Source organism: Vibrio sp. VPAP30, assembly GCF_001188205.1.
GTDB classification, from domain to species: Bacteria; Pseudomonadota; Gammaproteobacteria; order Enterobacterales; family Vibrionaceae; genus Vibrio; species Vibrio bivalvicida.
On the sequence record NZ_LBLS01000036.1, the window covers coordinates 17,692 to 38,247 of the forward strand.

The window sequence follows — 20,556 nt, forward strand, 5'->3', positions numbered from 1 at the left end:
GAAGAAGATTATGTGGAAAAAGTTAGTACTTACTCTGTTTTCAATTGTTTTGGCATTTAGTGCCTCTGCGGAACAAATTGATAAGACTCAGCCTTATCTAATGATGAAGCAAGTATCAGAGCATACTTTTGCACGACTTAAGGCAGAACAGGGTAAGGTTAAGCAAAACCCAGATTATCTAAAAGTGATCGTTGATGAAGAGCTAATGCCATACGTCAATGAGAAGTACGCAGCACTTAAATTGCTTGGCCCTAATCTAAAAGGGGCGAAGCGAGAGGATGTTGGTCAGTTTATCGTCGCATTTCGCTCCTACTTGGTGACGTCTTATGCTCAAGTATTGACTCAATATACTGATCAGACGATTGAGTTTGGCCCAGAGCCAAAGCTAAATTCGAACAGGAGTATTACTAGCATCAAGGTTGATATCGTTGATTCTCCACGACCTAATATCAAGTTGGAATTTAAGCTACGTCGTGACAAGAAAAGTGGCGAGTGGCAAGCATTTGATATGATTGCTGAAGGAATTAGCCTACTGTCTAGCAAGCAGTCAGAGTGGAGTGCTAAGCTTCGTCAAGAGGGTATTTTATCGGTGGCTCAAGAGCTTGAAGGTCTAGCTAAACAGCCGATTCGAATTGAGAGTAAGTCTTAATGGTGGAACCTAAATGGCAACATCATCATGATAGTCAGTACTCGCTAACAGGTGATCTTAATCGAGACTCTGTCCCTTTGTTGTGGCAATCTCTTCAAGCAACTTCATTACCGAGCGAGCAGATAGAAGTCTCGCTAGAAGGGTTGACACGAATAGACTCTGCCGGAATGGTGATGCTAATTCATCTAATTGAGAATGCAAAAAAACAAAACTGTCATATAATGTTCAGTTTCGTGCCGGAACAACTGCGCACATTATTTCAGTTGAGCAATGTCGATGAACTCATTGCTGGGCATTTAAAAAATACTACAGGGGTGAATTGTGGATAGCGCAAAAGTACAACAGATCTTAAACGAAGCACTGAAATTAGAAGAGCTGCACGTCAAAGGCGAAGGCAGTCATTATGAAGTAGTTGCTGTTGATGCTTGTTTCGATGGAATGAGTCGCGTTAAAAAACAACAGCTAATTTATGCTCCACTGATGGAATACATCCAAAGAAATGACATCCACGCCGTCTCTATCAAGGCATTCACTCCAGAAGAGTGGGCTCGTGATAAGAAGTTGATGTCACTGTAAGGTTTAATAATGGAAAAGTTTCGAGTTACGGGTTCTAACAAACCTCTTGTAGGTGAAGTAACCATTTCTGGTGCAAAAAACGCTGCACTGCCAATTTTATTTGCGTCTATCTTGGCTGAAGAGCCAGTTGAAGTGGCCAATGTGCCTCGCTTGCGTGATATCGACACAACTATGGAGCTACTAGAGCGACTCGGTGCTAAAGTCGAGCGCAATGGCTCTGTTCATGTCGATCCAAGCTGCATTAATGAATACTGTGCACCTTACGACTTAGTTAAAACGATGCGTGCTTCAATTTGGGCTTTAGGCCCATTAGTGGCGCGCTTCGGTCAAGGCCAGGTCTCATTACCTGGTGGTTGTGCAATTGGTGCTCGCCCGGTTGATCTGCACATTCATGGCCTAGAACAGCTTGGTGCGACAATCACGCTTGAAGACGGTTACGTTAAAGCTCATGTTGATGGTCGCCTCAAAGGTTCTCACATCGTAATGGATAAAGTGAGTGTGGGTGCGACGATCACTATCATGTGCGCGGCAACGCTGGCTGAAGGTAAAACAGTGCTTGATAATGCCGCTCGCGAACCTGAGATCGTCGATACTGCGGACTTCCTTAACAAGCTAGGTGCAAAAATCTCTGGCGCAGGGACAGATACGATCACAATTGAAGGCGTAGAGCGCCTAGGTGGTGGTAAGCACTCTGTAGTTGCAGATCGTATTGAAACGGGTACTTTCCTAGTCGCGGCAGCGGTATCAGGCGGTAAAGTAACTTGTCGCAATACGAAAGCGCACTTGCTTGAAGCGGTACTCGCTAAGTTAGAAGAAGCCGGTGCACTGGTTGATACAGGTGAAGACTGGATCACTGTCGATATGACGGGCAGAGACCTAAAAGCTGTGACAGTTCGCACTGCACCTCACCCAGGCTTCCCTACGGATATGCAGGCTCAATTCACGCTGCTTAACCTGATGGCAAAAGGCGGTGGTGTCATTACTGAAAATATCTTCGAGAACCGCTTTATGCATGTGCCTGAGCTGATGCGTATGGGCGCTAAGGCAGAGATTGAAGGTAATACTGTTATTTGTGGCGACGTGGACGAATTAAGCGGCGCGCAGGTAATGGCAACTGACCTGAGAGCTTCAGCAAGTTTAGTTATCGCTGGTTGTATTGCTAATGGCGAGACCATCGTTGATCGCATCTACCATATAGATCGTGGTTACGACAAGATTGAAGACAAGCTGTCTGTACTCGGCGCAAATATTGAACGTTTTCGTGATTAGAGATAGAATCAGCTAACGCTTGTAAGCCGAAACGCGAGTTTCGGCTTTTTTATGAATGATAGATCAGTTAGAGTCTGCTCTACTGAATTTTGACTCTCTATTTTGGAGAACCACAATGATTGCACTATTACGTGTATTGGCTGTTGCGATATTTGCAATTGTGATGTTTGTGTTTGGCTGTGGCTACTGCTTATTAAGCCCACGTAATCCAAAGCACGTGTTTACCTTTGGGCGTTATTTCGGAAAGATGTCTAGAGTGTTTGGTATTAAGCTTGAATTACGAATCCCTGAAGATGCTTACAAACGTGGTCAGCATATATATATCGCCAACCACCAGAATAACTGGGATCTATTTACTGTCTCATCTGCTGTGACACCTAAAGTGGTCACGGTAGGTAAGAAGAGCCTCGCTTGGATGCCTCTATTTGGTCAGCTTTACTGGCTAACGGGTAATATTCTTATCGACCGTGCTAACCGTTCTAAAGCGAAAGGCACTATTGATCAGGTCGTTGATAACTTGAATAACAGCGACGTGTCGGTATGGATGTTTCCAGAAGGGACGCGCTCACGTGGTCGCGGATTACTACCGTTCAAAACGGGAGCTTTCCATGCAGCAATCGGCGCCAAGTTGCCGATTATTCCCATTGTATGTAGCTCTACGCGCGGAATTAAGCTTAACCGTTGGAACAATGGTCATGTGATAGTGGAAATGTTACCACCAGTGCAGGTTGATGAATACGCTAAAGAAAACATTCGTGAACTTGCGAATACTTGTCGTGAACAGATGAAAGCTAAGCTAGAATCTTTGGACAAAGAAGTAGCGATGCTGAATCAGCAGCAGGGTGTTAAAGCTTAATCGCTAACTAATACGCATTAGAACAATAGAGAGCCAGTCGTGTAAGCGACTGGCTTTTTGCTTTAGAGCCTTACACTGCAATTCCAACATCCAATTCATCGAGCCAAGCTAAGAAGCACTGAACATTATCACCTCTAAATATCCCTCCGTGCTGTGGGCATATCATATCTATCTCTAGATCACGTACGCGCTCAATCCAAGCGCTTTTGGCTTTATTGGATGGCATCCAGCGACGATGAAAATATTCCATTTTAGGAATGTGCGCCTCAAAATCTTCGACAAATAAAGGAGCGTTTGGTACGTCGAGCGCAGCGCCTATATCGCCAGACATGAGTATCTTGGCTTTACGGTCATACACAGAAAAGTTGCCAGATGAGTGCATATAGTGGGCGGGAATAAATTCGATATCGATACCTGCGAGAGATAAATGCCCACCCTCATCCTTGATCGGTGAAAACGTGATGGACTCCATACCGAAGTGACGAATGAACCCTTCCCATAACCAAGGCGAGTATAAGATCGCGCTAGGTAGTGCTTTGTCCCATAAACCAAGAGAGGAAATAATGTCGGGATCTTGGTGAGAGGCAAACAAATATTTGATGTGATCAGTAGGCACCTCTTTGACGACACTACTCAGCATCGAAGAGAACATTTCGATACCACCAGGATCAAGCAGAATGGCCTGCTGATTGTTGACGATCATGTATTGATTGGTGTCGATGATTTTTTCTGGCTTATGTGGATCACGGGCAAACATTATCCAGCGGTGTTGATCGTCTCTGTATAACACTTTTGATTGCATAGCATTCCTTTACTCGAGTAATGAAAACAGCTTGAGGGATTGAAGAACATGGTTGCGTATTGCTTCCGCAGACTCTTGGACACTTTCCGCAATGGCGTTAAGTTGTCCTTTAAAGCGCTCTTCAACTTGAGAAGCCTCAACGCTAAGTAGTGTTGAGATGATTAGGGCGACTCTAAGCTCGCTATGGAGAATATTGAGTTGGGTATTAAGCTCTTTAGAACCTTGATTAAAGGTCTGGTTAAGTTGCTCTGCCTCTCTATAGCATTGAGATCGTGTGGCATCTAGGCTGTGGAGGTAGGTGGCGTTTTCAGAGCGAGTGTAGACGGTTTCAAAGTGACCAAGAACAGTGCGTGAACGTGCTTCAGCAGTAGCAATTTGGCTTAGTTTTTGCGCTTTTAGGTTGATGCTACTTGAGGCGTTAAGGGTAAGGCGGACTAACTCATCAATCGAATCTGTGATGGGGTGGAAACCTGCGGCACTTTCCCCAGCGCGCAATGCTAAAGCCCGTGCATTACTTGCGACCAATTGGAGTTGTTTTGCTATCAGCACACCACGATTAAGCTCTGCAGATATTTCCGCAGCAATGACAAACAGTTGCTTCCTAGCCATGATATTTCCTTATAAATATTATGGAGTAAATATAGGAAGTGAAGGTGGCTTTTTCCACTACGGGTTCGGATTTAGTAAGAATGGGGGGGCTTCATCGTGGCTGGTTAGGTTGGAGGCATTGGTTTGGAACAAACCAGGAGCAGTAGAAATGAAAAAGCCTCATCGTGTGATGAGGCTTTTTCTAATATGGCTCCCCTGTTGGGACTCAACGCGGGCGGCTAGCTCTGAGACATTTACTTGGTACAAGTAAGTCGCAGTTAAAAACGAAAAAAGCCAAGTCTTGCGACTTGGCTTCTTAAATATGGCTCCCCCTGCGGGACTCGAACCTGCGACATACGGATTAACAGTCCGCCGTTCTACCAACTGAACTAAGGGGGAATTATTCGATTAAGAAGATAGCTTCCTAATAAAATAAATGGTGCCGACTACCGGAGTCGAACTGGTGACCTACTGATTACAAGTCAGTTGCTCTACCTACTGAGCTAAGTCGGCACACTAAAAGTGGCTCCTCCTGCTGGGCTCGAACCAGCGACCTGCGGATTAACAGTCCGTCGCTCTACCAACTGAGCTAAGGAGGAATTGTCCATTAAGAAAAGAAATGGTGCCGACTACCGGAATCGAACTGGTGACCTACTGATTACAAGTCAGTTGCTCTACCTACTGAGCTAAGTCGGCGCACTTTATTTCTTTTCATGTTGTTGTCTTGTTTAGACACCAACAAGTAAATTGTGGTGCCCGGAGGCGGAATCGAACCACCGACACGAGGATTTTCAATCCTCTGCTCTACCGACTGAGCTATCCGGGCGACGAGGTGTATTAAACGGCTTTTCGTGCTTTAGGTCAACATTAAAATGCAAAAAAAATATCGTTTGTTGTTTTTCTATACTTAATGGGCTGTTTTTGTCCATTTGGGATATTAAATGTATAGAGGACAACAGGCGTTATACGCTCTGAGCGGGGAAATAGTCCAGTTTAGACAACAAAAAAGCGCGTGAAGAGGCGCGCTTTTTGCTACTCCAAGCCGAATTAGTGCTTAACAGTAAACTTGCTTACCCAGCTTTCTAGCTCATTAGTTAATTTTGCTAGGCTTTGAGTGCTGTTATGACTCTCAGAAACGACGCCACTTTGCTGCTTACCATTCTCTTCGACTGCATTGCGCGAGCCTTCTGGCTAACCTCACAAGCAGCAATTTTGAGGTCAGAGCAACTTAATCAAGGCAATAAGTAATATATGAAACGAATGCAGTAGATGCACTTGTGTTTAGAAGTGATTATTTTGAGATAGGAACAAAAAAAGCCAAGTCTTTCGACTTGGCTTCTTGAAAGTGGCTCCTCCTGCTGGGCTCGAACCAGCGACCTGCGGATTAACAGTCCGTCGCTCTACCAACTGAGCTAAGGAGGAACTATTCTGTTTGTGTCTTGCTATGCAAGCGCACCAAATATGGTGCCTCGAGGCGGAATCGAACCACCGACACGAGGATTTTCAATCCTCTGCTCTACCGACTGAGCTATCGAGGCAAAAGAATGGTGCCGACTACCGGAGTCGAACTGGTGACCTACTGATTACAAGTCAGTTGCTCTACCTACTGAGCTAAGTCGGCACACTAATATTCTTCTTGCTAACTTATTGATGTCTTAGACACCAACAATCAAATTGTGGTGCCCGGAGGCGGAATCGAACCACCGACACGAGGATTTTCAATCCTCTGCTCTACCGACTGAGCTATCCGGGCAACGGAGCGCTATTAAACGGATTTTCGGTCTTGTCGTCAACTTGTTTTTAGAAAAAAATTCAAAAAAGTGGTTGAGTGCCGATTATTTAGGCGTTTTTGGTGATTATGTTTTACCAGAGTTAAAATCCTTTTTGAATTTGGTAACTTTTTCAAGATAACGACGCGCTTCGGCATTGGGGTGTTTTTTGGTTAATGCCCAATAAACTTGATTTGGCTGTAGTGAGTTGAGATCGCGCATGGCACGTTTTCGATCGCTACGGTTGAAGGTGTTGAGCACACCACCCGTGCCTCCGTTGTAGGCTGAAATCATACTGTATTCTAATGAGAGAGGGTGATTAACATCTTTCAGGTAACGATTTTTCAGAATATAGAAGTAGGCGGTACCAGTATCGATATTATTCTCTGGATTAAATAGGTATTCCGGTGAAGGTTGCCCCGATTTTTTCTTTACTAACTTGAAGACGTCTTTTCCGGCTGTTTTTGGTACAACTTGCATCAAGCCATACGCATTCGCCCAGCTAACCGCATAGGGATTAAAGCTACTTTCGGTTTTGATAATGGCGTATATAAGATCTTCTGGAATGCCATATTTGCGTGAAGAGCGCTGAACAATATCCGCGTATTTGTAACTGCGAATCTCAAATTGCTCTTCAACCATGGGAATTTCGACGTAATAGGCTTTTTTAAAGTCGACATTCTTCACTTTGAGCTTGTTCGCGATGAGGTAGTCAGCGAAACGGTTAGCACGCCAAGACCATTGAATGGCTTTGTTATCTTGATCGACTACTTGTCGGTATAGAAATGGCTGACCTTCAAGCTTAATTTCTTTAGAGGAGAAAAGATCGACGTTAGCTGGATCATCAGGCGTTAACAGGGTAGTGACAATCGCTTTTCTAAGGTGTTTTTTCGGATCGGTAGGAGAGACGGTTTCTATAGTGATTAAACCTTTATCAAAGTTAACTTCTGAGCGACTAAGATAGTTGTCGATATACTTTACGTAATTGCTTTTACCCGCAAATTTGATCTCGCCTCGTCCCCAGCGTTTTTCGATATTCCCCGAAAAGCTGCTGATTAGTGCGTCGAGTGCGGCGGTATCTTTCTGAAATTGACCCGGCAATTGAGCTAAATTCTTAGCAAATCTGTTGGTGGGTTCGTAGTTGACATCATAAAGGTTTTCAACAAACTCACGGCTACAGCCTGTCAGTGTCACTGCAATTAAAAAGTACGCTAACTTTCTCATAAATCTCCTAAAAAAATGACATCATTGCGGGCAATGATGTCATTTTCTGTTCAACCTTGGCTTATATTTACTCGCTTGGTGGAGTGTAGCCTTCGATATGAACGTCTTTTCCTTCAAACAGGAAGTTGACCATTTCAGTTTCGATCAACTTTCGGTGTTCAGGATCCATCATATTCAGTTTCTTTTCATTGATTAGCATGGTTTGCTTGTGTTGCCACTCAGCCCAAGCTTGCTTTGAAATGTTATCAAAAATACGTTTGCCTAGCTCACCCGGATAGAGCTGAAAATCTAATCCATCGGCTTCTTTTTGTAGTCGAGCACAAAATACAGTGCGGCTCATAACGACTCCTTAACAATAATTAGCATTGAAGTTCAAATGGCAAGCTTTCCAGTAACTGTTTTACAGGAGCAGCTAAACCAATCTCTTCAGGTTGGGATAAGTTATACCAAAGACCTTTGCTTGCTTCCATTACCACATTAGGTTGCTTTGATAGGTCTACCAAAATTGGTGTGATATCGAGGTGGTAATGGCTAAAGGTATGGCGAAAAGCAATCAGTTGAGCCTGTTGCTTAATCATGGTTGCTGATACTCCACGAATATCAAGCTGATGTTCAAGAGCTGCATCTGGGTTTTCAGGGAAGCAGAACAAACCACCCCAAATTCCTGACTGAGGGCGCTGTTCTAGCCAAACTTTCCCTTGGTGGTGCAGCATTACAAACCAAGTTTCTTTTACTGGCTTGTCTTTCTTTGGCTTTTTGCCCGGATAATCGAGCGGGTTACCTTGTTTGTTCGCCATGCAATAAGATTCGACAGGACATAAAGTACACTTAGGTTTACTGCGAGTGCAGACCATTGCCCCCATGTCCATCATGGCTTGGTTATACTTGTCGACATCGACATCCGGTGTATGTTCTTCAGCGTACTGCCAAAGTTGGTTTTCGACCTTCTTTTGCCCAGGCCAGCCTTCTACGGCAAAACTTCGCGCAAGGGTTCTTTTGACGTTACCATCTAAAATAGCATGAGGCTGTTTGTACACCGATGACAAGACGGCAGCAGCGGTAGAGCGGCCGATTCCCGGCAGTGCCTTCATCTGCTCGATATCTAATGGAAACTGGCCATCATGTTCTTGCGCGACAATTTTGGCGGCTTTGTGTAGGTTCCTAGCGCGAGCGTAATAGCCTAAGCCGGTCCAGAGGTGGAGAACTTCATCTTGTTCTGCATTGGCAAGATCGACAACGGTCGGAAAACGCTCCAGAAAGCGTTGATAATAGGGAATTACAGTCGCAACCTGAGTTTGCTGCAACATAATTTCTGACAGCCACACGCTGTAGGCAGTTTTATCTTGCTGCCAAGGTAGGCTTTTGCGTCCATAATTTTCGTACCACTCAAGGATGGCACTGGCAAAAGGGGTCACGATATGCTCAATATTGTTGTGTAATCAGATAAAATTGCATCATAGAATGCGGGTAAAGTACAACCGATAAAGAGTAAGGGTATAAGCGAACTAAGCGGAATTTCGCTAAAAAACTTGCACCAATAGCAATTCTTTGGATAATCACAATCCCTTTGAGGCGAGACCAATTTTTAAACAGGCAATATCATGAGTGAAGTGACCACTAACGAATACAACGAAGACGGTAAACTGATACGCAAAGTTCGCAGCTTTGTTCGACGCGAAGGTCGTTTGACCAAGGGTCAAGAAAACGCGATGAATGAGTGTTGGCCGACTATGGGTATTGATTATCAAGAACAGCTTCTTGATTGGAAAGAAGTATTTGGTAATGACAACCCAGTCGTTCTAGAAATTGGTTTCGGCATGGGTGCATCGTTAGTAGAAATGGCGAAGAATGCACCTGAAAAGAACTTCATCGGTATCGAAGTGCATAGCCCTGGTGTTGGTGCATGTCTATCAGATGCACGTGATGCAGGAGTGACGAATCTACGCGTTATGTGTCATGATGCAGTTGAAGTGTTCGCTCATATGATCCCTGATAGCAGCCTAGCGACTCTACAGCTGTTCTTTCCAGACCCATGGCACAAAAAGCGCCACCATAAGCGTCGTATCGTTCAGCTAGACTTCGCTGAGATGGTGCGCCAGAAGCTTATCGAAGGTGCGGGTATCTTCCACATGGCGACGGACTGGGAGAACTACGCAGAGCATATGATTGAAGTGATGAACCAAGCACCTGGTTTTGAAAACATTGCGCAAGACGGTGATTTTGTTCCTCGTCCAGATGAGCGCCCGTTAACAAAATTTGAAGCACGTGGTCACCGTTTAGGTCACGGCGTTTGGGATATTAAGTTTAAGCGCGTAAAATAGCTAAAACGAATGCAATGACTGCCTTCTGAAGACGAGTGCAACGCATCGAACAGAATTTAAAAGCCAACATGTCTATGTTGGCTTTTTTGACCCTACAAGAAAAATAATAACTGATTGATTTTTAAGGTTGCTGATGAAACCGACACAACAAATATTACAAGAAATTCTGGAAGAGGTTCGCCCACTTATCGGGCAAGGTAAGGTTGCTAACTACATCCCCGCCTTGGCGAAAGTACCTGCTTCAAAGTTTGGTATTGCTGTTTTTACCAATCAGGGTGAAGTGATCAAAGCGGGCGATGCTGATGAAGCATTTTCTATTCAATCAATCTCCAAAGCGCTTAGCCTGACGCTAGCGATGTGTTTGTATCAACCTGAAGAGATTTGGGCTCGTGTTGGTAAAGAGCCTTCAGGGCAAGCATTTAACTCTCTTATTCAGCTTGAAATGGAGCAGGGCATTCCGCGCAACCCGTTTATCAATGCCGGAGCTATTGTGGTGGCGGATTTGCTTAATAGTCGCTTGTCGGCTCCTCGCCAGCGTTTATTAGAGTTTGTTCGCCAGCTATCGGGTGATACTCATATTTGTTATGACAAGGTTGTGGCTGCTTCAGAGATGATGCACAGCGATCGCAATGCGGCAATTGCCTACCTAATGCGCTCGTTTGGTAACTTTGAAAATGAAGTCATTCCAGTTCTAAACAACTATTTCCATGCGTGTGCACTCAAGATGAGCTGTGTCGATTTGGCAAAAACCTTTAGCTACTTAGCTAACAAAGGGAGTTCAGTTCAGACAGGAAAGCCTGTGATTACACCAACGCAAACTAAGCAGCTTAATGCTTTGCTCGCGACTTGTGGTCTATACGATGGTGCAGGTGAGTTTGCCTACCGAGTGGGTATGCCAGGCAAGTCGGGTGTTGGTGGCGGTATTATGGCTGTTGTACCGGGTGAAATGACGATTGCTGTTTGGTCGCCAGAACTAGATCCATCGGGCAATTCGTTGGCTGGCACTAAAGCGCTAGAGTTACTGGCGGAGCGTATTGGGCGATCGATTTTTTAGAGATTTGAGGAACGCTTTGCTCCGAGATCGGGCCGCGCCCGCTAGAATCGGGAACGGGCTGCGCCCGCGAGAGTATCTCCGTGTTATTGAACGGTCATGCCATAGAATGACAAAGGAGCGAATAGGGAATCTCATTAAGAGTTCGATCGCTTCAATAGATCCCCCACTCACTCGTTACTGAGGATGACGGGATTAACCTACTGAAGCAAAAAGGGTTGACGCACTGCTCCAACCCTTTAATTTTTTCTCGCTTCTCGCTTCTCGCTTCTCGCTTCTCGCTTCTACTCTTCAACCATAAACGCTTCTAGCAAGTCATTGAGGAACAGTTTACCTTTCTCGGTGATTTGCCAGCGGGTTTCACTCTCGTCGATATAACCCATCTCAATAGCCCAATCTATGGTCTCTTGAATTGCTGCAAAGCCTAGCCCTGTAGTATCTAAGAAGTCTTGCTTAGGGCACGCTTCTATTAGGCGGAAGCGGTTCATAAAGAACTCGAAAGGACGATCTGCAAAAGCGACTTCTTGTTCGCTGTTGAGATAAGGCTTAACCATATTGTCGTAAGCGGCAAGATAGCCTTTAGGGTGCTTAATCTTGGTAGTACGTACAATGCGACCATCAGCAAAGCTTATCTTACCGTGCGAGCCACAACCAATGCCTAGATAGTCACCGAAACGCCAGTAGTTGAGATTATGCTGACATTGATAACCAGGCTTGCTGTAGCCAGAAATCTCATACTGCACATAGCCTGCATCAGCTAACTTTTTATGTCCTAATTCGAAGATATCCCACAAATCATCGTCGTCAGGCAAAGTTGGCTGCTTGTAGTAGAACATGGTGTTTGGCTCGATAGTGAGCTGATACCAAGATAAGTGCGGGGGAGCGAGTTCGATCGCCTTTTCCAGGTCGCTTAGAGCTTGATCAACAGACTGATCCGGTAAGCCATGCATAAGATCGAGGTTAAAGCTATTAAGGCCAATTTTGTGGGCAAGTTTAGCAGCATTTACCGCTTCATCTTGACCGTGGATGCGCCCAAGTCTTTCTAGCTTTTGCTGCTCAAAACTCTGTACACCAACAGATATTCGAGTCACTCCCGCTTTTTGGTAACCTGCGAACCGTTCTGCTTCTATGGTACCGGGGTTGGCTTCCATGGTGATTTCGATGTCTGATTTGAATGGGATTCGCGCTTCGATACCTCGTAGCAGATTTGCGATCCCTTGTGCTGAAATCAGACTTGGTGTTCCGCCACCAATAAAAATCGAGTGTAGTTGGCGCTGATTGTCTGCAATCTGGTAGCGCTCAATATCTGCATCTAAATCCTGTAGTAGGGCAGCAATGTACTCTTGTTCGGGAATATCTGCTTTGAGCGCGTGCGAGTTAAAGTCGCAATAAGGGCACTTTTGTACACACCACGGGATGTGTACATAAAGGCTCAGTGCTGGTGGAATTAACTGATTCATAGTGGTGAAAAAGAAGACCTAGAATGCTTGTTCAGATAGCGTTGCAAAAAGCTGTTTCAATGCTTTTCCGCGGTGCGAAAGCTGCTTTTTACGTGCAGGTTCTAGCTCTGCCGAAGCGCAATTATCTTCAGGGACAAAGAACACAGGATCGTAACCAAAACCGTTCTCGCCATGTGCTTGAGTTAAGATACGGCCTTCCCATTTGCCGTGACAGACGATCGGTGTTGGGTCGTTTTCATGACGCATCAGTACTATTACGCAATGAAAGCGAGCACTGCGTTGTTCTTCAGGTACATCTTTCATTGCTTGAAGCAGTTTTTCTAGGTTCTGCTGATCGCTTGCGTCTTCGCCTGCATAACGAGCTGAGTAGATACCTGGTGCACCTTTTAGAAAGTCGACTTCAAGACCGGAATCATCGGCGATAGCGGCAAGCCCAGTTTCTTTAGCAGCATGACGCGCTTTGATGATAGCGTTTTCAATGAATGTTGTTCCGGTCTCCGCTACTTCAGACACATTGAACTCGCTTTGAGCAACAACATCAAAACCAAAGTCAGACAGTAAATCTGCCATTTCGCGAACTTTGCCTTGGTTACCGGTCGCTAGAACAATCTTATTGCTTTTCATCGTATCGCCTTATCTGTTTCTCGACTGTCGATTTCTATTCTTCGACATAAAATTTTTGGGTGAACTTTAATGCCCCTGCGCCTTTATTACCAGCGCTAACGTCAATGTTGAAGGTGAGTCGCTCTTCGTCTGAGATTGGAAACTCAGCAAGATAGTAAATAGCACTGCCTTCTTTCACTTCGCGGAAGCTGAGTTCGCGCGTTTGACCAATCAGGTTTTTTGCGCTGCCAGAAAGCTCTGCGGTGATCGCAGGTTTGCCCACTTGAGAGTTATCTAACACGCTTATATTGAGAATCGCTGAGTAACCGTTACGCTTGAGTTTGTAGCTGCGCGCGACTTGAGGGGTTAAAAATGTTGAGTTAAAGGCTGAATAATGCACTTCAACATCTTTGATGGTTTTAAACTGACCGGCCCATGCAGGTAGGGCTAGGGCTGTAGCAAGAATAAGAGTGATCCATTGTTTCATAATGCTTCCTTAGTATTGGGCGTGTGCTCTACAGGAACACAAATAAAAAGCCATCATAGGATGGCTTCTATCTCGTTAGGTATTTGGGACGGAGAGCTGATTCGGACTTGTTTATGTCTGCCCAGCTCGCCTTTTTCTATTGTTATTAATCCCTTTGCCACCTTAAATTGCTTGGCGAGATACTTACTCAGATGAGCGTTGGCTTTACCATCGACAGGAGGCGCTGTAATCGCTATTTTCAGCTCCTCGCCGTGTTGACCTACTATCTTATCTCGACTTGCTTTCGGCTGAATATAGAGCCGAATAACAAGGTCTTCACCATCAAACCAAGCTGCTTGTGACATTATAGTTGGAACCAGATAGGGCCGATCAGGTCACCCATCAAGAAGTTGGCAAATTGTAGCGCAATGAATAGCACTAGTACGCTTAGGTCAAAGCCACCCATTGCAGGAATAATACGACGAATCGGTGCCAGCATAGGCTCGGTTAATTGGTGGAAAACGTACTCAATTGGGCTACGACCTTGGCTGACCCAGCTTAGAATTGCTCGGATCAATAGCACCCAGAATAATAAACCGCCAGCGGCTTTAGCCAAAGAAAGCAAACCTAAGAACAGGAAGTCAGCACTGAAGGATACCGAACCATTTGAGGCAACCAAAATTAGCGCGACAAATTTAACAACACATAGCACGTAAGCAAATAGCAGAGTGGCTAAATCAATGCTGCCGACAGATGGAACCACACGACGTAGCGGTGCAATCACTGGCTGAGTTGCTTTAACGATAAATTGCGAAAACGGGTTGTAAAAGTCTGCACGGGCAGCTTGTAACCACATACGTAAGATCACCACCATGATGTAGAGATCAAACAGGGTGGAAATCAGAAAACTCATTGAATTCATAGGTTACCCTTATTATCTAGAGCCTATTGCTCTGGTCATTTAAAATAGTTTTTCCATCTCTTCAGCGCGTGAAACCGCCGCTTGCATCGCTTTGGCTACTATATCTGAAAGTTGGTGTTGGTTGAATGTTCGCAGTGCTTCGGCGGTAGTACCACCTTTAGAAGTCACATTCTCACGCAGGGTTGAAAGCTCTATATCTGGATTGCCTTCAACCATACTGGCAGCACCAAGCGCTGACTGCTGTACCAGTTGTCGAGCGGTCTGTTTGTCAAAACCTTGAGCGATGGCTTCTGCTTGCATTGCTTCCATAAATAGGAAGAAGTAGGCAGGTGCGCTGCCAGCTGCGGCAATAATATTGTTGATGCCGGATTCTTGCTCAACCCAGCATACTTTGCCGCATGATTTCATCAGCGCTGCGGCGAAGTCTTTATCTTGCTGTAAAACCTTTGCCGGAGCATATAGGCCACTCATACCTAGCCCGAGTTGCGAAGGTGTGTTTGGCATCACGCGTACAAGGTTAAGCTCGCAATCAAGCATTTGGTCAAAACGTGCACTTTGAATACCAGCAGCAATGGAAATAACCAGCTTTTGTGACCAGTCGATGTCTTGCAGTGGTTTACACACTTCTTCCATCATCTGTGGTTTTACCGATAGTACTACAACGTCGGCTTGCTGAGCTGCCGCAAGGTTGTCATTAGTCGTGCCAATGCCAAACTCTTGCTCTAATGGCAGTCGGCGAGTCTCTGATGGTGCGGTGGCAGTAATCAACTCCGCTGGATAACCATCGGCTACTAAGCCCGACACTATGGCTTTAACCATGTTTCCTGCGCCAATAAAGGCAATCTTTTTGTGTTCCATTGCTGTTGTGATCCTTGTGAACTGCTTACGCTTTGTTACTGTAATCTCGTGCGCCAAATATCGCTGTTCCGATACGTACCATAGTACTGCCAGCCTCAATCGCTGCTTGCATATCGCCGCTCATACCCATTGATAACGTATCAATGTTTTGGTCTGGGAGGCGCGCTGCAAGTTTATCTTTCAGTGCTGCTAGTTGCTTAAATGCTGCAAGCTGTGATGCATAATCAGAGATATTGGCAGGGATTGACATCAATCCTCTTAAAGTGAGGTTGGGAAGAGTAGAAATCAACTCTGCCAGCTCAAAGATTTCATCATCATTGATGCCTGATTTAGAGTCTTCGCCACTGGTGTTGATTTGAATTAACACTTGAATAGGCGCCATGTTAGCTGGCCTTTGCTCATTGAGTCGCCTAGCAATTTTGGCTCGTTCAACGGTGTGTACCCAAGCAAAGTTTTCAGCAACATGACGCGATTTATTGGACTGAATTGGGCCGATAAAGTGCCATTCAAGCGCTAGCTGTGGATAATTCTCGGCAAAATAAGCGACTTTGTTAGCACCTTCTTGCACGTAATTCTCGCCAAAAGAGACTTGCCCAGCTTGAGCTGCCTCTAAAATTGCCTCGACTGGCTTAGTTTTACTTACGGCCAGAAGTTGCACTGTGTCTCGACCGCGTCCACACTTTTGTTGTGCGCCCTCAATCTGTGAGGTGATCTGTTCAATGTTTTGTTGAATACTAGTCATAGCAGATTTTACTTAAGGATTTTAAATGGATATCGCCGAATTACTGGATTTTAGTGTAAAGCATAATGCTTCAGATCTACATCTTTCTGCCGGAGTATCTCCAATGGTACGGATAGATGGTGAAGTAAGAAAGCTTGGCGTGCCCGCTTTTAATCATGCTGACGTGCATCGTTTAGTATTCGAAATTATGAATGACGGTCAACGCAGTGAGTTTGAAGAGCGCCTTGAAGTTGATTTTTCGTTTGAGCTGCCTAATGTTGGTCGCTTCCGTGTTAATGCATTTAACCAAGCACGTGGCTGCGCGGCAGTGTTTCGGACCATTCCAACCGAGATTCCGACCTTAGAACAATTGTCAGCCCCGCAAATATTCGAAAACATCGCCAATATGGAAAAAGGCTTGGTATTGGTGACTGGCCCTACAGGCTCTGGTAAATCAACCACTCTGGCGGCGATGGTTGATCATATTAACCGCAACCACAACAAGCATATTCTGACGATCGAGGATCCGATCGAGTTTGTTCACAGCAACAATAAGTGTTTGATCAACCAGCGTGAAGTTCATCGAGATACCCATAGCTTTAACAATGCACTGCGTAGTGCTCTGCGTGAAGATCCAGACGTGATCTTAGTCGGGGAGTTACGTGACCAAGAGACGATCAGCTTAGCGCTTACCGCTGCCGAAACTGGGCATCTGGTTTTTGGTACCCTGCATACTAGCTCAGCAGCTAAAACCATCGACCGCATTATTGATGTGTTTCCGGGTAGTGATAAAGATATGGTGCGCTCTATGCTGTCCGAGTCGCTACGTGCGGTCATTGCCCAGAAGTTACTTAAACGCATTGGAGGCGGACGTACCGCTTGTCATGAGATCATGATGGCAACTCCTGCGATTCGTAACTTGATCCGCGAAGATAAAGTGGCCCAGATGGTCTCAGTGATTCAAACTGGCGCAGCGCATGGCATGCAAACCATGGAGCAAAATGCCAAGCAGTTAATTGCGAAAGGTTTAGTTGATCAAGAAGAAGTCGCGAAGAAAATCGAACTAGAAACGTCGATGTTCTAAGTAGGTGGTATAGAGTTATGGATATTGATGTATTTTTGCAGCAGATGAACGATCACAAAGCATCTGATCTTTATATCACAGTCGGCGCGCCTATTTTGTATCGGGTCGATGGTGAGTTGCGCGCTCATGGAGAGAAGCTCTCTCATGCAGTAGTAGGTTCTTTACTGGAAGCGATGATGGATCATGATCGTCAACATGAGTTTCATACCAGCAAAGAAGCCAACTTTGCCATTGTACGTCATTTTGGTCGATTCCGTGTTTCAGCCTTTTACCAACGAGAACTTCCAGGTGCTGTAATTCGCCGTATAGAAACCAAGATTCCTACTTTTGACGAACTGAAATTACCTGATGTATTGCAAGACCTATCGATCGCCAAGCGTGGTTTAGTGTTGGTGGTTGGCGCGACGGGCTCTGGTAAATCGACCACAATGGCCGCGATGACGGGGTATCGCAATAGCCACCGCACGGGCCATATCCTGACCGTGGAAGATCCAATTGAGTTTGTACACGAGCATCAACGCTGTATTGTCACTCAGCGAGAGGTGGGGCTCGATACTGAAAGTTATGAAGTGGCATTGAAAAACTCATTACGCCAAGCTCCGGATATGATCTTGATTGGTGAAATTCGCACCAGCGAGACAATGGAATATGCGATGACCTTTGCTGAAACGGGCCACCTTTGTATGGCGACATTGCATGCTAACAATGCTAATCAAGCGCTAGAACGTATTCTTCACTTAGTTCCTAAAGAGCAAAAAGAGCAGTTCCTATTTGATCTATCGATGAATTTGCGCGGCGTGATTGGTCAACAGTTGATTCGAGATAAGAGTGGGCAGGGACGTCATGGGGTATTTGAAATCTTACTTAACAGTCCGCGCGTATCGGATCTGATTCGCCGAGGCGATCTGCATGAACTGAAAGATACCATGGCTAAATCGAAGCAAGCTGGGATGCAAACCTTTGACCAGGCACTTTATCAATTGGTTATCGATGACAAGATCAGCGAAGAAGATGCGATGCACAGTGCAGACTCTGCCAATGATTTACGCCTAATGCTTAAAACACAACGTGGTGATGTGTCTAGCTCCGGTTCACTCAGTGGCGTTAAGATTGATATGGACTAACATCCTCTTCATGTTTGGAGTATGTCTTGTAAATCTACAGTACCACTCCATAGAGTGACGTAGGCCTTTAACAGTTTTTTACTCGCTGTAAGAGATTCCCAACTTGGTCGTCCCTCACTCTTGAGGATGACGATTTAACTGATTGAAATAAAAAGGGGCAATGTTTGCACATCACCCCTTTTATTATGTTGCTGCTCGCTAGTCGCCGTATTGCGCTTCAAACCAACTTTCTAAAATGACTACCGCAGATTGGCAATCAACATTGCCTTTGCTCAAGGCTTTATAGCCACCCATTTCGAATAGATCTGCGCGTGCTTCCGTTGTAGAAAGCCTTTCATCATGGAGCTCTACAGGTAGACCAAATCGGCCATGCAGACGGTTAGCAAATTTCTTTGCTCTAGGTGTAATGGTTTCTAAATCTTTGCCATACAGATCAGTGGGTAAGCCAACAACCAGCAAATTGGGTTGCCACTCTTTGATCTGTTTTTCAATATCATCCCAATTTGGAATGCCATCGTTAGCTTTGAATGCTTTTAATGGTGAAGCCGTACCAGTGATCTCTTGACCAATAGCACTGCCGATACTTTTGGTGCCAAAATCAAAAGCCATAATAGTTTGAGACATAGTGTTTAATCTTTCTGGTTATGCGTGGCCGATATCACTTGAGAGCTGCGAAGCATCGATACCAAGCATCTGCACTGCTTTTTGCCAACGTTCATTGATTGGTGTATCGAACATCACATTTGGGTCTGCTTCTACGGTGAGCCAAGAATTCTCTGATAGTTCGATTTCTAACTGACCCGCTTCCCAGCCTGAATACCCGAGAGCAACGATATAATGATTGGGCTCAGCTTCTGTTCCTAATACACCGAGAATATCTTTGGATGTTGTGACAGAGATGTTTTCGGTCATCTTGATACTAGATTCGTACTCATCTTTCGGTTGATGAAGTATAAAGCCACGATCTTCTGAAACAGGACCGCCATTGAGCACGGGTTTATCTAAGCTTTCGGTAACAAGTTTAGGGTGAGTAGGTTCGACATCGACTTTTTCTAACATCTTACCGATGGTGATATCGATCGGAGCATTAATCATTAAACCCATCGCGCCATCTTCATTGTGCTCACACACATAGATAACACTGCGCTGGAAATAGGGATCTTTCATCCCGGGCATTGCCACTAAAAAATGGTTGGTTAGATTCATAAAGACTCCCACTTACAAAAGGAGGGCAACCAATAGCGTTGCCCAAATATGATTAGGCTTGTAGTCGACGCTCGATGGCATCCATTAGCTTGCCTGTAATTGACACATCAAATGCAGCCTCGATTTCACGAATACATGTCGGGCTTGTTACATTGATTTCTGTCAGCTTGTCACCAATAACGTCGAGACCAACAAATATCAGTCCTTTTTCTTTAAGTGTAGGCGCTACAGCCTCAGCGATCTTTTTATCTGTTTCACTAAGTGGTCGAGCTTCACCTGTGCCACCTGCAGCTAAGTTACCGCGAGTCTCGCCTTTGGCTGGAATTCGCGCTAAGCAGTAAGGCATTGCTTCACCGTCAACAACGAGAATGCGCTTGTCGCCATTGCTGATATCAGGGACGAAAGTCTGCGCCATTGCATAGTTTTGACCGTGATTGGTCAAGGTTTCAATGATCACTGAAACATTAGGGTCGTTCTCTTTAACGCGGAAGATAGAAGCACCACCCATACCGTCAAGCGGTTTCAGGATCACATCACCATACTCGTCGCGGAAAGCTTTAATCTTATCTGCTTTGCGTGTAACAATCGTTGTCGGAGTTAGCTCTGGGAACCAAGCCGTGAATAGCTTTTCATTGCAGTCACGCAGGCTCTGAGGTTTGTTGACGATCAATGTACCTTGTTCTTCAGCACGCTCTAAGATGTAGGTTGCGTAGATGTACTCAGTATCAAACGGAGGATCTTTACGCATCAAAACGGCATCTAGCTCAGACAGTTCGATTGTTTGCTCTGACTTAAACTGATACCAACCGTTTGGGTCTTCTTTTAGCTCAACGACTTTGGTATCTGCGATTGCTACACCTTGATCTAGATGTAGGTCGTTCATTTCCATGTAGTGGATTTCATAGCCGCGGCGCTGCGCTTCAAGCATCATGGCAAAGCTAGAGTCTTTTTTGATGTTAATGGACGAGATCGGGTCCATTACGATACCTAATTTGATCATGTGTTTT

23 protein-coding genes, 9 tRNA genes and 1 pseudogene are annotated in these 20,556 nt (G+C 45.1%); 9 read left to right on the forward strand and 24 right to left on the reverse strand.

What is annotated here, in order from left to right:
- The first annotated feature begins 10 nt into the window (after window positions 1-10).
- The 5 genes from mlaC (at window position 11) to ZX61_RS15465 (ending at window position 3,350) form a co-directional block, all read left to right on the forward strand.
- Window positions 11-649: a phospholipid-binding protein MlaC gene (mlaC, locus tag ZX61_RS15445; protein WP_049845510.1), complete on the forward strand. Its 639-nt coding sequence runs from the start codon at window positions 11-13 to the stop codon at window positions 647-649.
- Window positions 649-978, forward strand: a complete 330-nt coding sequence (locus ZX61_RS15450; RefSeq protein WP_049845511.1) for an STAS domain-containing protein — start codon at window positions 649-651, stop codon at window positions 976-978. The genes mlaC and ZX61_RS15450 overlap by 1 nt, the downstream gene beginning before the upstream one ends.
- Complete coding sequence (gene ibaG, locus ZX61_RS15455) at window positions 971-1,225, forward strand: BolA family iron metabolism protein IbaG (protein ID WP_049845512.1); 255 nt, start codon at window positions 971-973, stop codon at window positions 1,223-1,225. The genes ZX61_RS15450 and ibaG overlap by 8 nt, the downstream gene beginning before the upstream one ends.
- A 9-nt stretch (window positions 1,226-1,234) precedes the next feature.
- Window positions 1,235-2,494, forward strand: a complete 1,260-nt coding sequence (gene murA / locus ZX61_RS15460) for a UDP-N-acetylglucosamine 1-carboxyvinyltransferase (protein WP_049845513.1) — start codon at window positions 1,235-1,237, stop codon at window positions 2,492-2,494.
- A gap of 115 nt (window positions 2,495-2,609) precedes the next feature.
- Complete coding sequence (locus tag ZX61_RS15465) at window positions 2,610-3,350, forward strand: 1-acylglycerol-3-phosphate O-acyltransferase (RefSeq protein ID WP_049845514.1); 741 nt, start codon at window positions 2,610-2,612, stop codon at window positions 3,348-3,350.
- Window positions 3,351-3,420: 70 nt separating this feature from the next.
- Here ZX61_RS15465 and ZX61_RS15470 read toward each other — a convergent pair whose 3' ends face one another.
- From ZX61_RS15470 to mutY, 14 genes and pseudogenes are all read right to left on the reverse strand, one after another.
- Window positions 3,421-4,152, reverse strand: coding sequence for an MBL fold metallo-hydrolase (locus ZX61_RS15470; protein WP_049845515.1), 732 nt, complete (start codon window positions 4,150-4,152; stop codon window positions 3,421-3,423).
- A pseudogene (locus tag ZX61_RS15475) lies at window positions 4,094-4,761 on the reverse strand (chemotaxis protein). The gene ZX61_RS15470 and the pseudogene ZX61_RS15475 overlap by 59 nt, the downstream one beginning before the upstream one ends.
- A gap of 302 nt (window positions 4,762-5,063) precedes the next feature.
- Window positions 5,064-5,139: transfer RNA gene (locus tag ZX61_RS15480), tRNA-Asn, on the reverse strand.
- 38 nt (window positions 5,140-5,177) lie between these two features.
- Window positions 5,178-5,253: transfer RNA gene (locus ZX61_RS15485), tRNA-Thr, on the reverse strand.
- 10 nt (window positions 5,254-5,263) lie between these two features.
- Window positions 5,264-5,339, reverse strand: a tRNA-Asn gene (locus ZX61_RS15490).
- A gap of 21 nt (window positions 5,340-5,360) precedes the next feature.
- Window positions 5,361-5,436: transfer RNA gene (locus ZX61_RS15495), tRNA-Thr, on the reverse strand.
- A gap of 54 nt (window positions 5,437-5,490) precedes the next feature.
- Window positions 5,491-5,566: transfer RNA gene (locus ZX61_RS15500), tRNA-Phe, on the reverse strand.
- Window positions 5,567-6,086: 520 nt separating this feature from the next.
- Window positions 6,087-6,162 (reverse strand) — tRNA-Asn (locus ZX61_RS15505).
- Window positions 6,163-6,202: 40 nt separating this feature from the next.
- Window positions 6,203-6,278: transfer RNA gene (locus ZX61_RS15510), tRNA-Phe, on the reverse strand.
- A 7-nt stretch (window positions 6,279-6,285) separates the two neighbouring features.
- Window positions 6,286-6,361, reverse strand: a tRNA-Thr gene (locus ZX61_RS15515).
- Window positions 6,362-6,417: 56 nt separating this feature from the next.
- Window positions 6,418-6,493, reverse strand: a tRNA-Phe gene (locus tag ZX61_RS15520).
- 103 nt (window positions 6,494-6,596) lie between these two features.
- Window positions 6,597-7,733, reverse strand: coding sequence for a membrane-bound lytic murein transglycosylase MltC (mltC, locus tag ZX61_RS15525; protein WP_049845517.1), 1,137 nt, complete (start codon window positions 7,731-7,733; stop codon window positions 6,597-6,599).
- A gap of 67 nt (window positions 7,734-7,800) precedes the next feature.
- Window positions 7,801-8,073: an oxidative damage protection protein gene (locus tag ZX61_RS15530; RefSeq protein WP_004742501.1), complete on the reverse strand. Its 273-nt coding sequence runs from the start codon at window positions 8,071-8,073 to the stop codon at window positions 7,801-7,803.
- A 19-nt stretch (window positions 8,074-8,092) separates the two neighbouring features.
- Window positions 8,093-9,148, reverse strand: a complete 1,056-nt coding sequence (gene mutY, locus ZX61_RS15535) for an A/G-specific adenine glycosylase (RefSeq protein WP_049845518.1) — start codon at window positions 9,146-9,148, stop codon at window positions 8,093-8,095.
- Between the two features lie 186 nt (window positions 9,149-9,334).
- Between mutY and trmB the strand changes: the two genes are divergently transcribed.
- Together trmB and glsB are read left to right on the forward strand one after the other, a co-directional pair.
- Window positions 9,335-10,054: a tRNA (guanosine(46)-N7)-methyltransferase TrmB gene (trmB, locus tag ZX61_RS15540; protein ID WP_049845519.1), complete on the forward strand. Its 720-nt coding sequence runs from the start codon at window positions 9,335-9,337 to the stop codon at window positions 10,052-10,054.
- Window positions 10,055-10,187: 133 nt separating this feature from the next.
- On the forward strand, window positions 10,188-11,108 hold the full coding sequence (gene glsB, locus ZX61_RS15545; protein WP_049845520.1) for a glutaminase B: 921 nt from the start codon (window positions 10,188-10,190) through the stop codon (window positions 11,106-11,108).
- Between the two features lie 281 nt (window positions 11,109-11,389).
- Here the strand turns inward: glsB and hemW are convergent, their stop codons facing one another.
- Genes hemW through ZX61_RS15580 form a run of 7 tightly spaced genes read right to left on the reverse strand, consistent with a single transcriptional unit; the run spans window position 11,390 to window position 16,156 of the window.
- Complete coding sequence (hemW, locus tag ZX61_RS15550) at window positions 11,390-12,565, reverse strand: radical SAM family heme chaperone HemW (RefSeq protein WP_049845521.1); 1,176 nt, start codon at window positions 12,563-12,565, stop codon at window positions 11,390-11,392.
- 18 nt (window positions 12,566-12,583) lie between these two features.
- The gene (locus tag ZX61_RS15555) at window positions 12,584-13,189 is read right to left on the reverse strand and encodes an XTP/dITP diphosphatase (protein WP_049845522.1); all 606 of its coding nucleotides are present in this window, start codon (window positions 13,187-13,189) and stop codon (window positions 12,584-12,586) included.
- Window positions 13,190-13,223: 34 nt separating this feature from the next.
- On the reverse strand, window positions 13,224-13,655 hold the full coding sequence (locus tag ZX61_RS15560) for a DUF4426 domain-containing protein (RefSeq protein ID WP_049845523.1): 432 nt from the start codon (window positions 13,653-13,655) through the stop codon (window positions 13,224-13,226).
- A gap of 53 nt (window positions 13,656-13,708) precedes the next feature.
- A complete protein-coding gene (yggU, locus tag ZX61_RS15565) occupies window positions 13,709-13,999 on the reverse strand; it encodes a DUF167 family protein YggU (RefSeq protein WP_004742508.1) in 291 nt (96 codons plus the stop codon).
- Entirely contained in the window at window positions 13,999-14,556 is a 558-nt protein-coding gene (locus tag ZX61_RS15570; RefSeq protein ID WP_049845524.1) for a YggT family protein, read from the reverse strand. Before ZX61_RS15570 ends, yggU begins: the two co-directional genes overlap by 1 nt.
- A 39-nt stretch (window positions 14,557-14,595) precedes the next feature.
- Window positions 14,596-15,414 carry a pyrroline-5-carboxylate reductase gene (gene proC / locus ZX61_RS15575; RefSeq protein WP_049845525.1) on the reverse strand — a complete coding sequence of 273 codons (819 nt, stop codon included), beginning with the start codon at window positions 15,412-15,414 and terminating at the stop codon, window positions 14,596-14,598.
- A 25-nt stretch (window positions 15,415-15,439) separates the two neighbouring features.
- Entirely contained in the window at window positions 15,440-16,156 is a 717-nt protein-coding gene (locus ZX61_RS15580; protein ID WP_049845526.1) for a YggS family pyridoxal phosphate-dependent enzyme, read from the reverse strand.
- Window positions 16,157-16,181: 25 nt separating this feature from the next.
- Here ZX61_RS15580 and ZX61_RS15585 point away from each other — a divergent pair, with 25 nt between their 5' ends.
- The gene (locus tag ZX61_RS15585) at window positions 16,182-17,219 is read left to right on the forward strand and encodes a type IV pilus twitching motility protein PilT (RefSeq protein WP_049845527.1); all 1,038 of its coding nucleotides are present in this window, start codon (window positions 16,182-16,184) and stop codon (window positions 17,217-17,219) included.
- A 17-nt stretch (window positions 17,220-17,236) separates the two neighbouring features.
- Window positions 17,237-18,343, forward strand: a complete 1,107-nt coding sequence (locus ZX61_RS15590) for a PilT/PilU family type 4a pilus ATPase (protein WP_049845528.1) — start codon at window positions 17,237-17,239, stop codon at window positions 18,341-18,343.
- A gap of 198 nt (window positions 18,344-18,541) precedes the next feature.
- Here the strand turns inward: ZX61_RS15590 and ruvX are convergent, their stop codons facing one another.
- The 3 genes from ruvX to gshB are packed head-to-tail and all read right to left on the reverse strand — an operon-like array spanning window position 18,542 to window position 20,549.
- Complete coding sequence (gene ruvX / locus ZX61_RS15595; protein WP_049845529.1) at window positions 18,542-18,967, reverse strand: Holliday junction resolvase RuvX; 426 nt, start codon at window positions 18,965-18,967, stop codon at window positions 18,542-18,544.
- A gap of 18 nt (window positions 18,968-18,985) precedes the next feature.
- Window positions 18,986-19,549 carry a YqgE/AlgH family protein gene (locus tag ZX61_RS15600; protein ID WP_049845530.1) on the reverse strand — a complete coding sequence of 188 codons (564 nt, stop codon included), beginning with the start codon at window positions 19,547-19,549 and terminating at the stop codon, window positions 18,986-18,988.
- A gap of 52 nt (window positions 19,550-19,601) precedes the next feature.
- On the reverse strand, window positions 19,602-20,549 hold the full coding sequence (gene gshB / locus ZX61_RS15605) for a glutathione synthase (RefSeq protein WP_049845531.1): 948 nt from the start codon (window positions 20,547-20,549) through the stop codon (window positions 19,602-19,604).
- Between the last annotated feature and the right edge of the window lie 7 nt (window positions 20,550-20,556).

What these genes read in the sequence shown, in the direction of transcription:
- ZX61_RS15530 (WP_004742501.1), bottom strand. Translation starts at nt 8,073, where the DNA reads ATGAGCCGCACTGTATTTTGTGCTCGACTACAAAAAGAAGCCGATGGA.
- ZX61_RS15555 (WP_049845522.1), bottom strand. Translation starts at nt 13,189, where the DNA reads ATGAAAAGCAATAAGATTGTTCTAGCGACCGGTAACCAAGGCAAAGTT.
- ZX61_RS15450 (WP_049845511.1), top strand. Translation starts at nt 649, where the DNA reads ATGGTGGAACCTAAATGGCAACATCATCATGATAGTCAGTACTCGCTA.
- hemW (WP_049845521.1), bottom strand. Translation starts at nt 12,565, where the DNA reads ATGAATCAGTTAATTCCACCAGCACTGAGCCTTTATGTACACATCCCG.
- mltC (WP_049845517.1), bottom strand. Translation starts at nt 7,733, where the DNA reads ATGAGAAAGTTAGCGTACTTTTTAATTGCAGTGACACTGACAGGCTGT.
- mlaC (WP_049845510.1), top strand. Translation starts at nt 11, where the DNA reads ATGTGGAAAAAGTTAGTACTTACTCTGTTTTCAATTGTTTTGGCATTT.
- ruvX (WP_049845529.1), bottom strand. Translation starts at nt 18,967, where the DNA reads ATGTCTCAAACTATTATGGCTTTTGATTTTGGCACCAAAAGTATCGGC.
- yggU (WP_004742508.1), bottom strand. Translation starts at nt 13,999, where the DNA reads ATGTCACAAGCAGCTTGGTTTGATGGTGAAGACCTTGTTATTCGGCTC.
- ZX61_RS15470 (WP_049845515.1), bottom strand. Translation starts at nt 4,152, where the DNA reads ATGCAATCAAAAGTGTTATACAGAGACGATCAACACCGCTGGATAATG.
- ZX61_RS15580 (WP_049845526.1), bottom strand. Translation starts at nt 16,156, where the DNA reads ATGACTAGTATTCAACAAAACATTGAACAGATCACCTCACAGATTGAG.
- ZX61_RS15560 (WP_049845523.1), bottom strand. Translation starts at nt 13,655, where the DNA reads ATGAAACAATGGATCACTCTTATTCTTGCTACAGCCCTAGCCCTACCT.
- murA (WP_049845513.1), top strand. Translation starts at nt 1,235, where the DNA reads ATGGAAAAGTTTCGAGTTACGGGTTCTAACAAACCTCTTGTAGGTGAA.
- glsB (WP_049845520.1), top strand. Translation starts at nt 10,188, where the DNA reads ATGAAACCGACACAACAAATATTACAAGAAATTCTGGAAGAGGTTCGC.
- trmB (WP_049845519.1), top strand. Translation starts at nt 9,335, where the DNA reads ATGAGTGAAGTGACCACTAACGAATACAACGAAGACGGTAAACTGATA.
- proC (WP_049845525.1), bottom strand. Translation starts at nt 15,414, where the DNA reads ATGGAACACAAAAAGATTGCCTTTATTGGCGCAGGAAACATGGTTAAA.
- ZX61_RS15585 (WP_049845527.1), top strand. Translation starts at nt 16,182, where the DNA reads ATGGATATCGCCGAATTACTGGATTTTAGTGTAAAGCATAATGCTTCA.
- gshB (WP_049845531.1), bottom strand. Translation starts at nt 20,549, where the DNA reads ATGATCAAATTAGGTATCGTAATGGACCCGATCTCGTCCATTAACATC.
- ZX61_RS15465 (WP_049845514.1), top strand. Translation starts at nt 2,610, where the DNA reads ATGATTGCACTATTACGTGTATTGGCTGTTGCGATATTTGCAATTGTG.
- ZX61_RS15590 (WP_049845528.1), top strand. Translation starts at nt 17,237, where the DNA reads ATGGATATTGATGTATTTTTGCAGCAGATGAACGATCACAAAGCATCT.
- ZX61_RS15600 (WP_049845530.1), bottom strand. Translation starts at nt 19,549, where the DNA reads ATGAATCTAACCAACCATTTTTTAGTGGCAATGCCCGGGATGAAAGAT.
- ZX61_RS15570 (WP_049845524.1), bottom strand. Translation starts at nt 14,556, where the DNA reads ATGAATTCAATGAGTTTTCTGATTTCCACCCTGTTTGATCTCTACATC.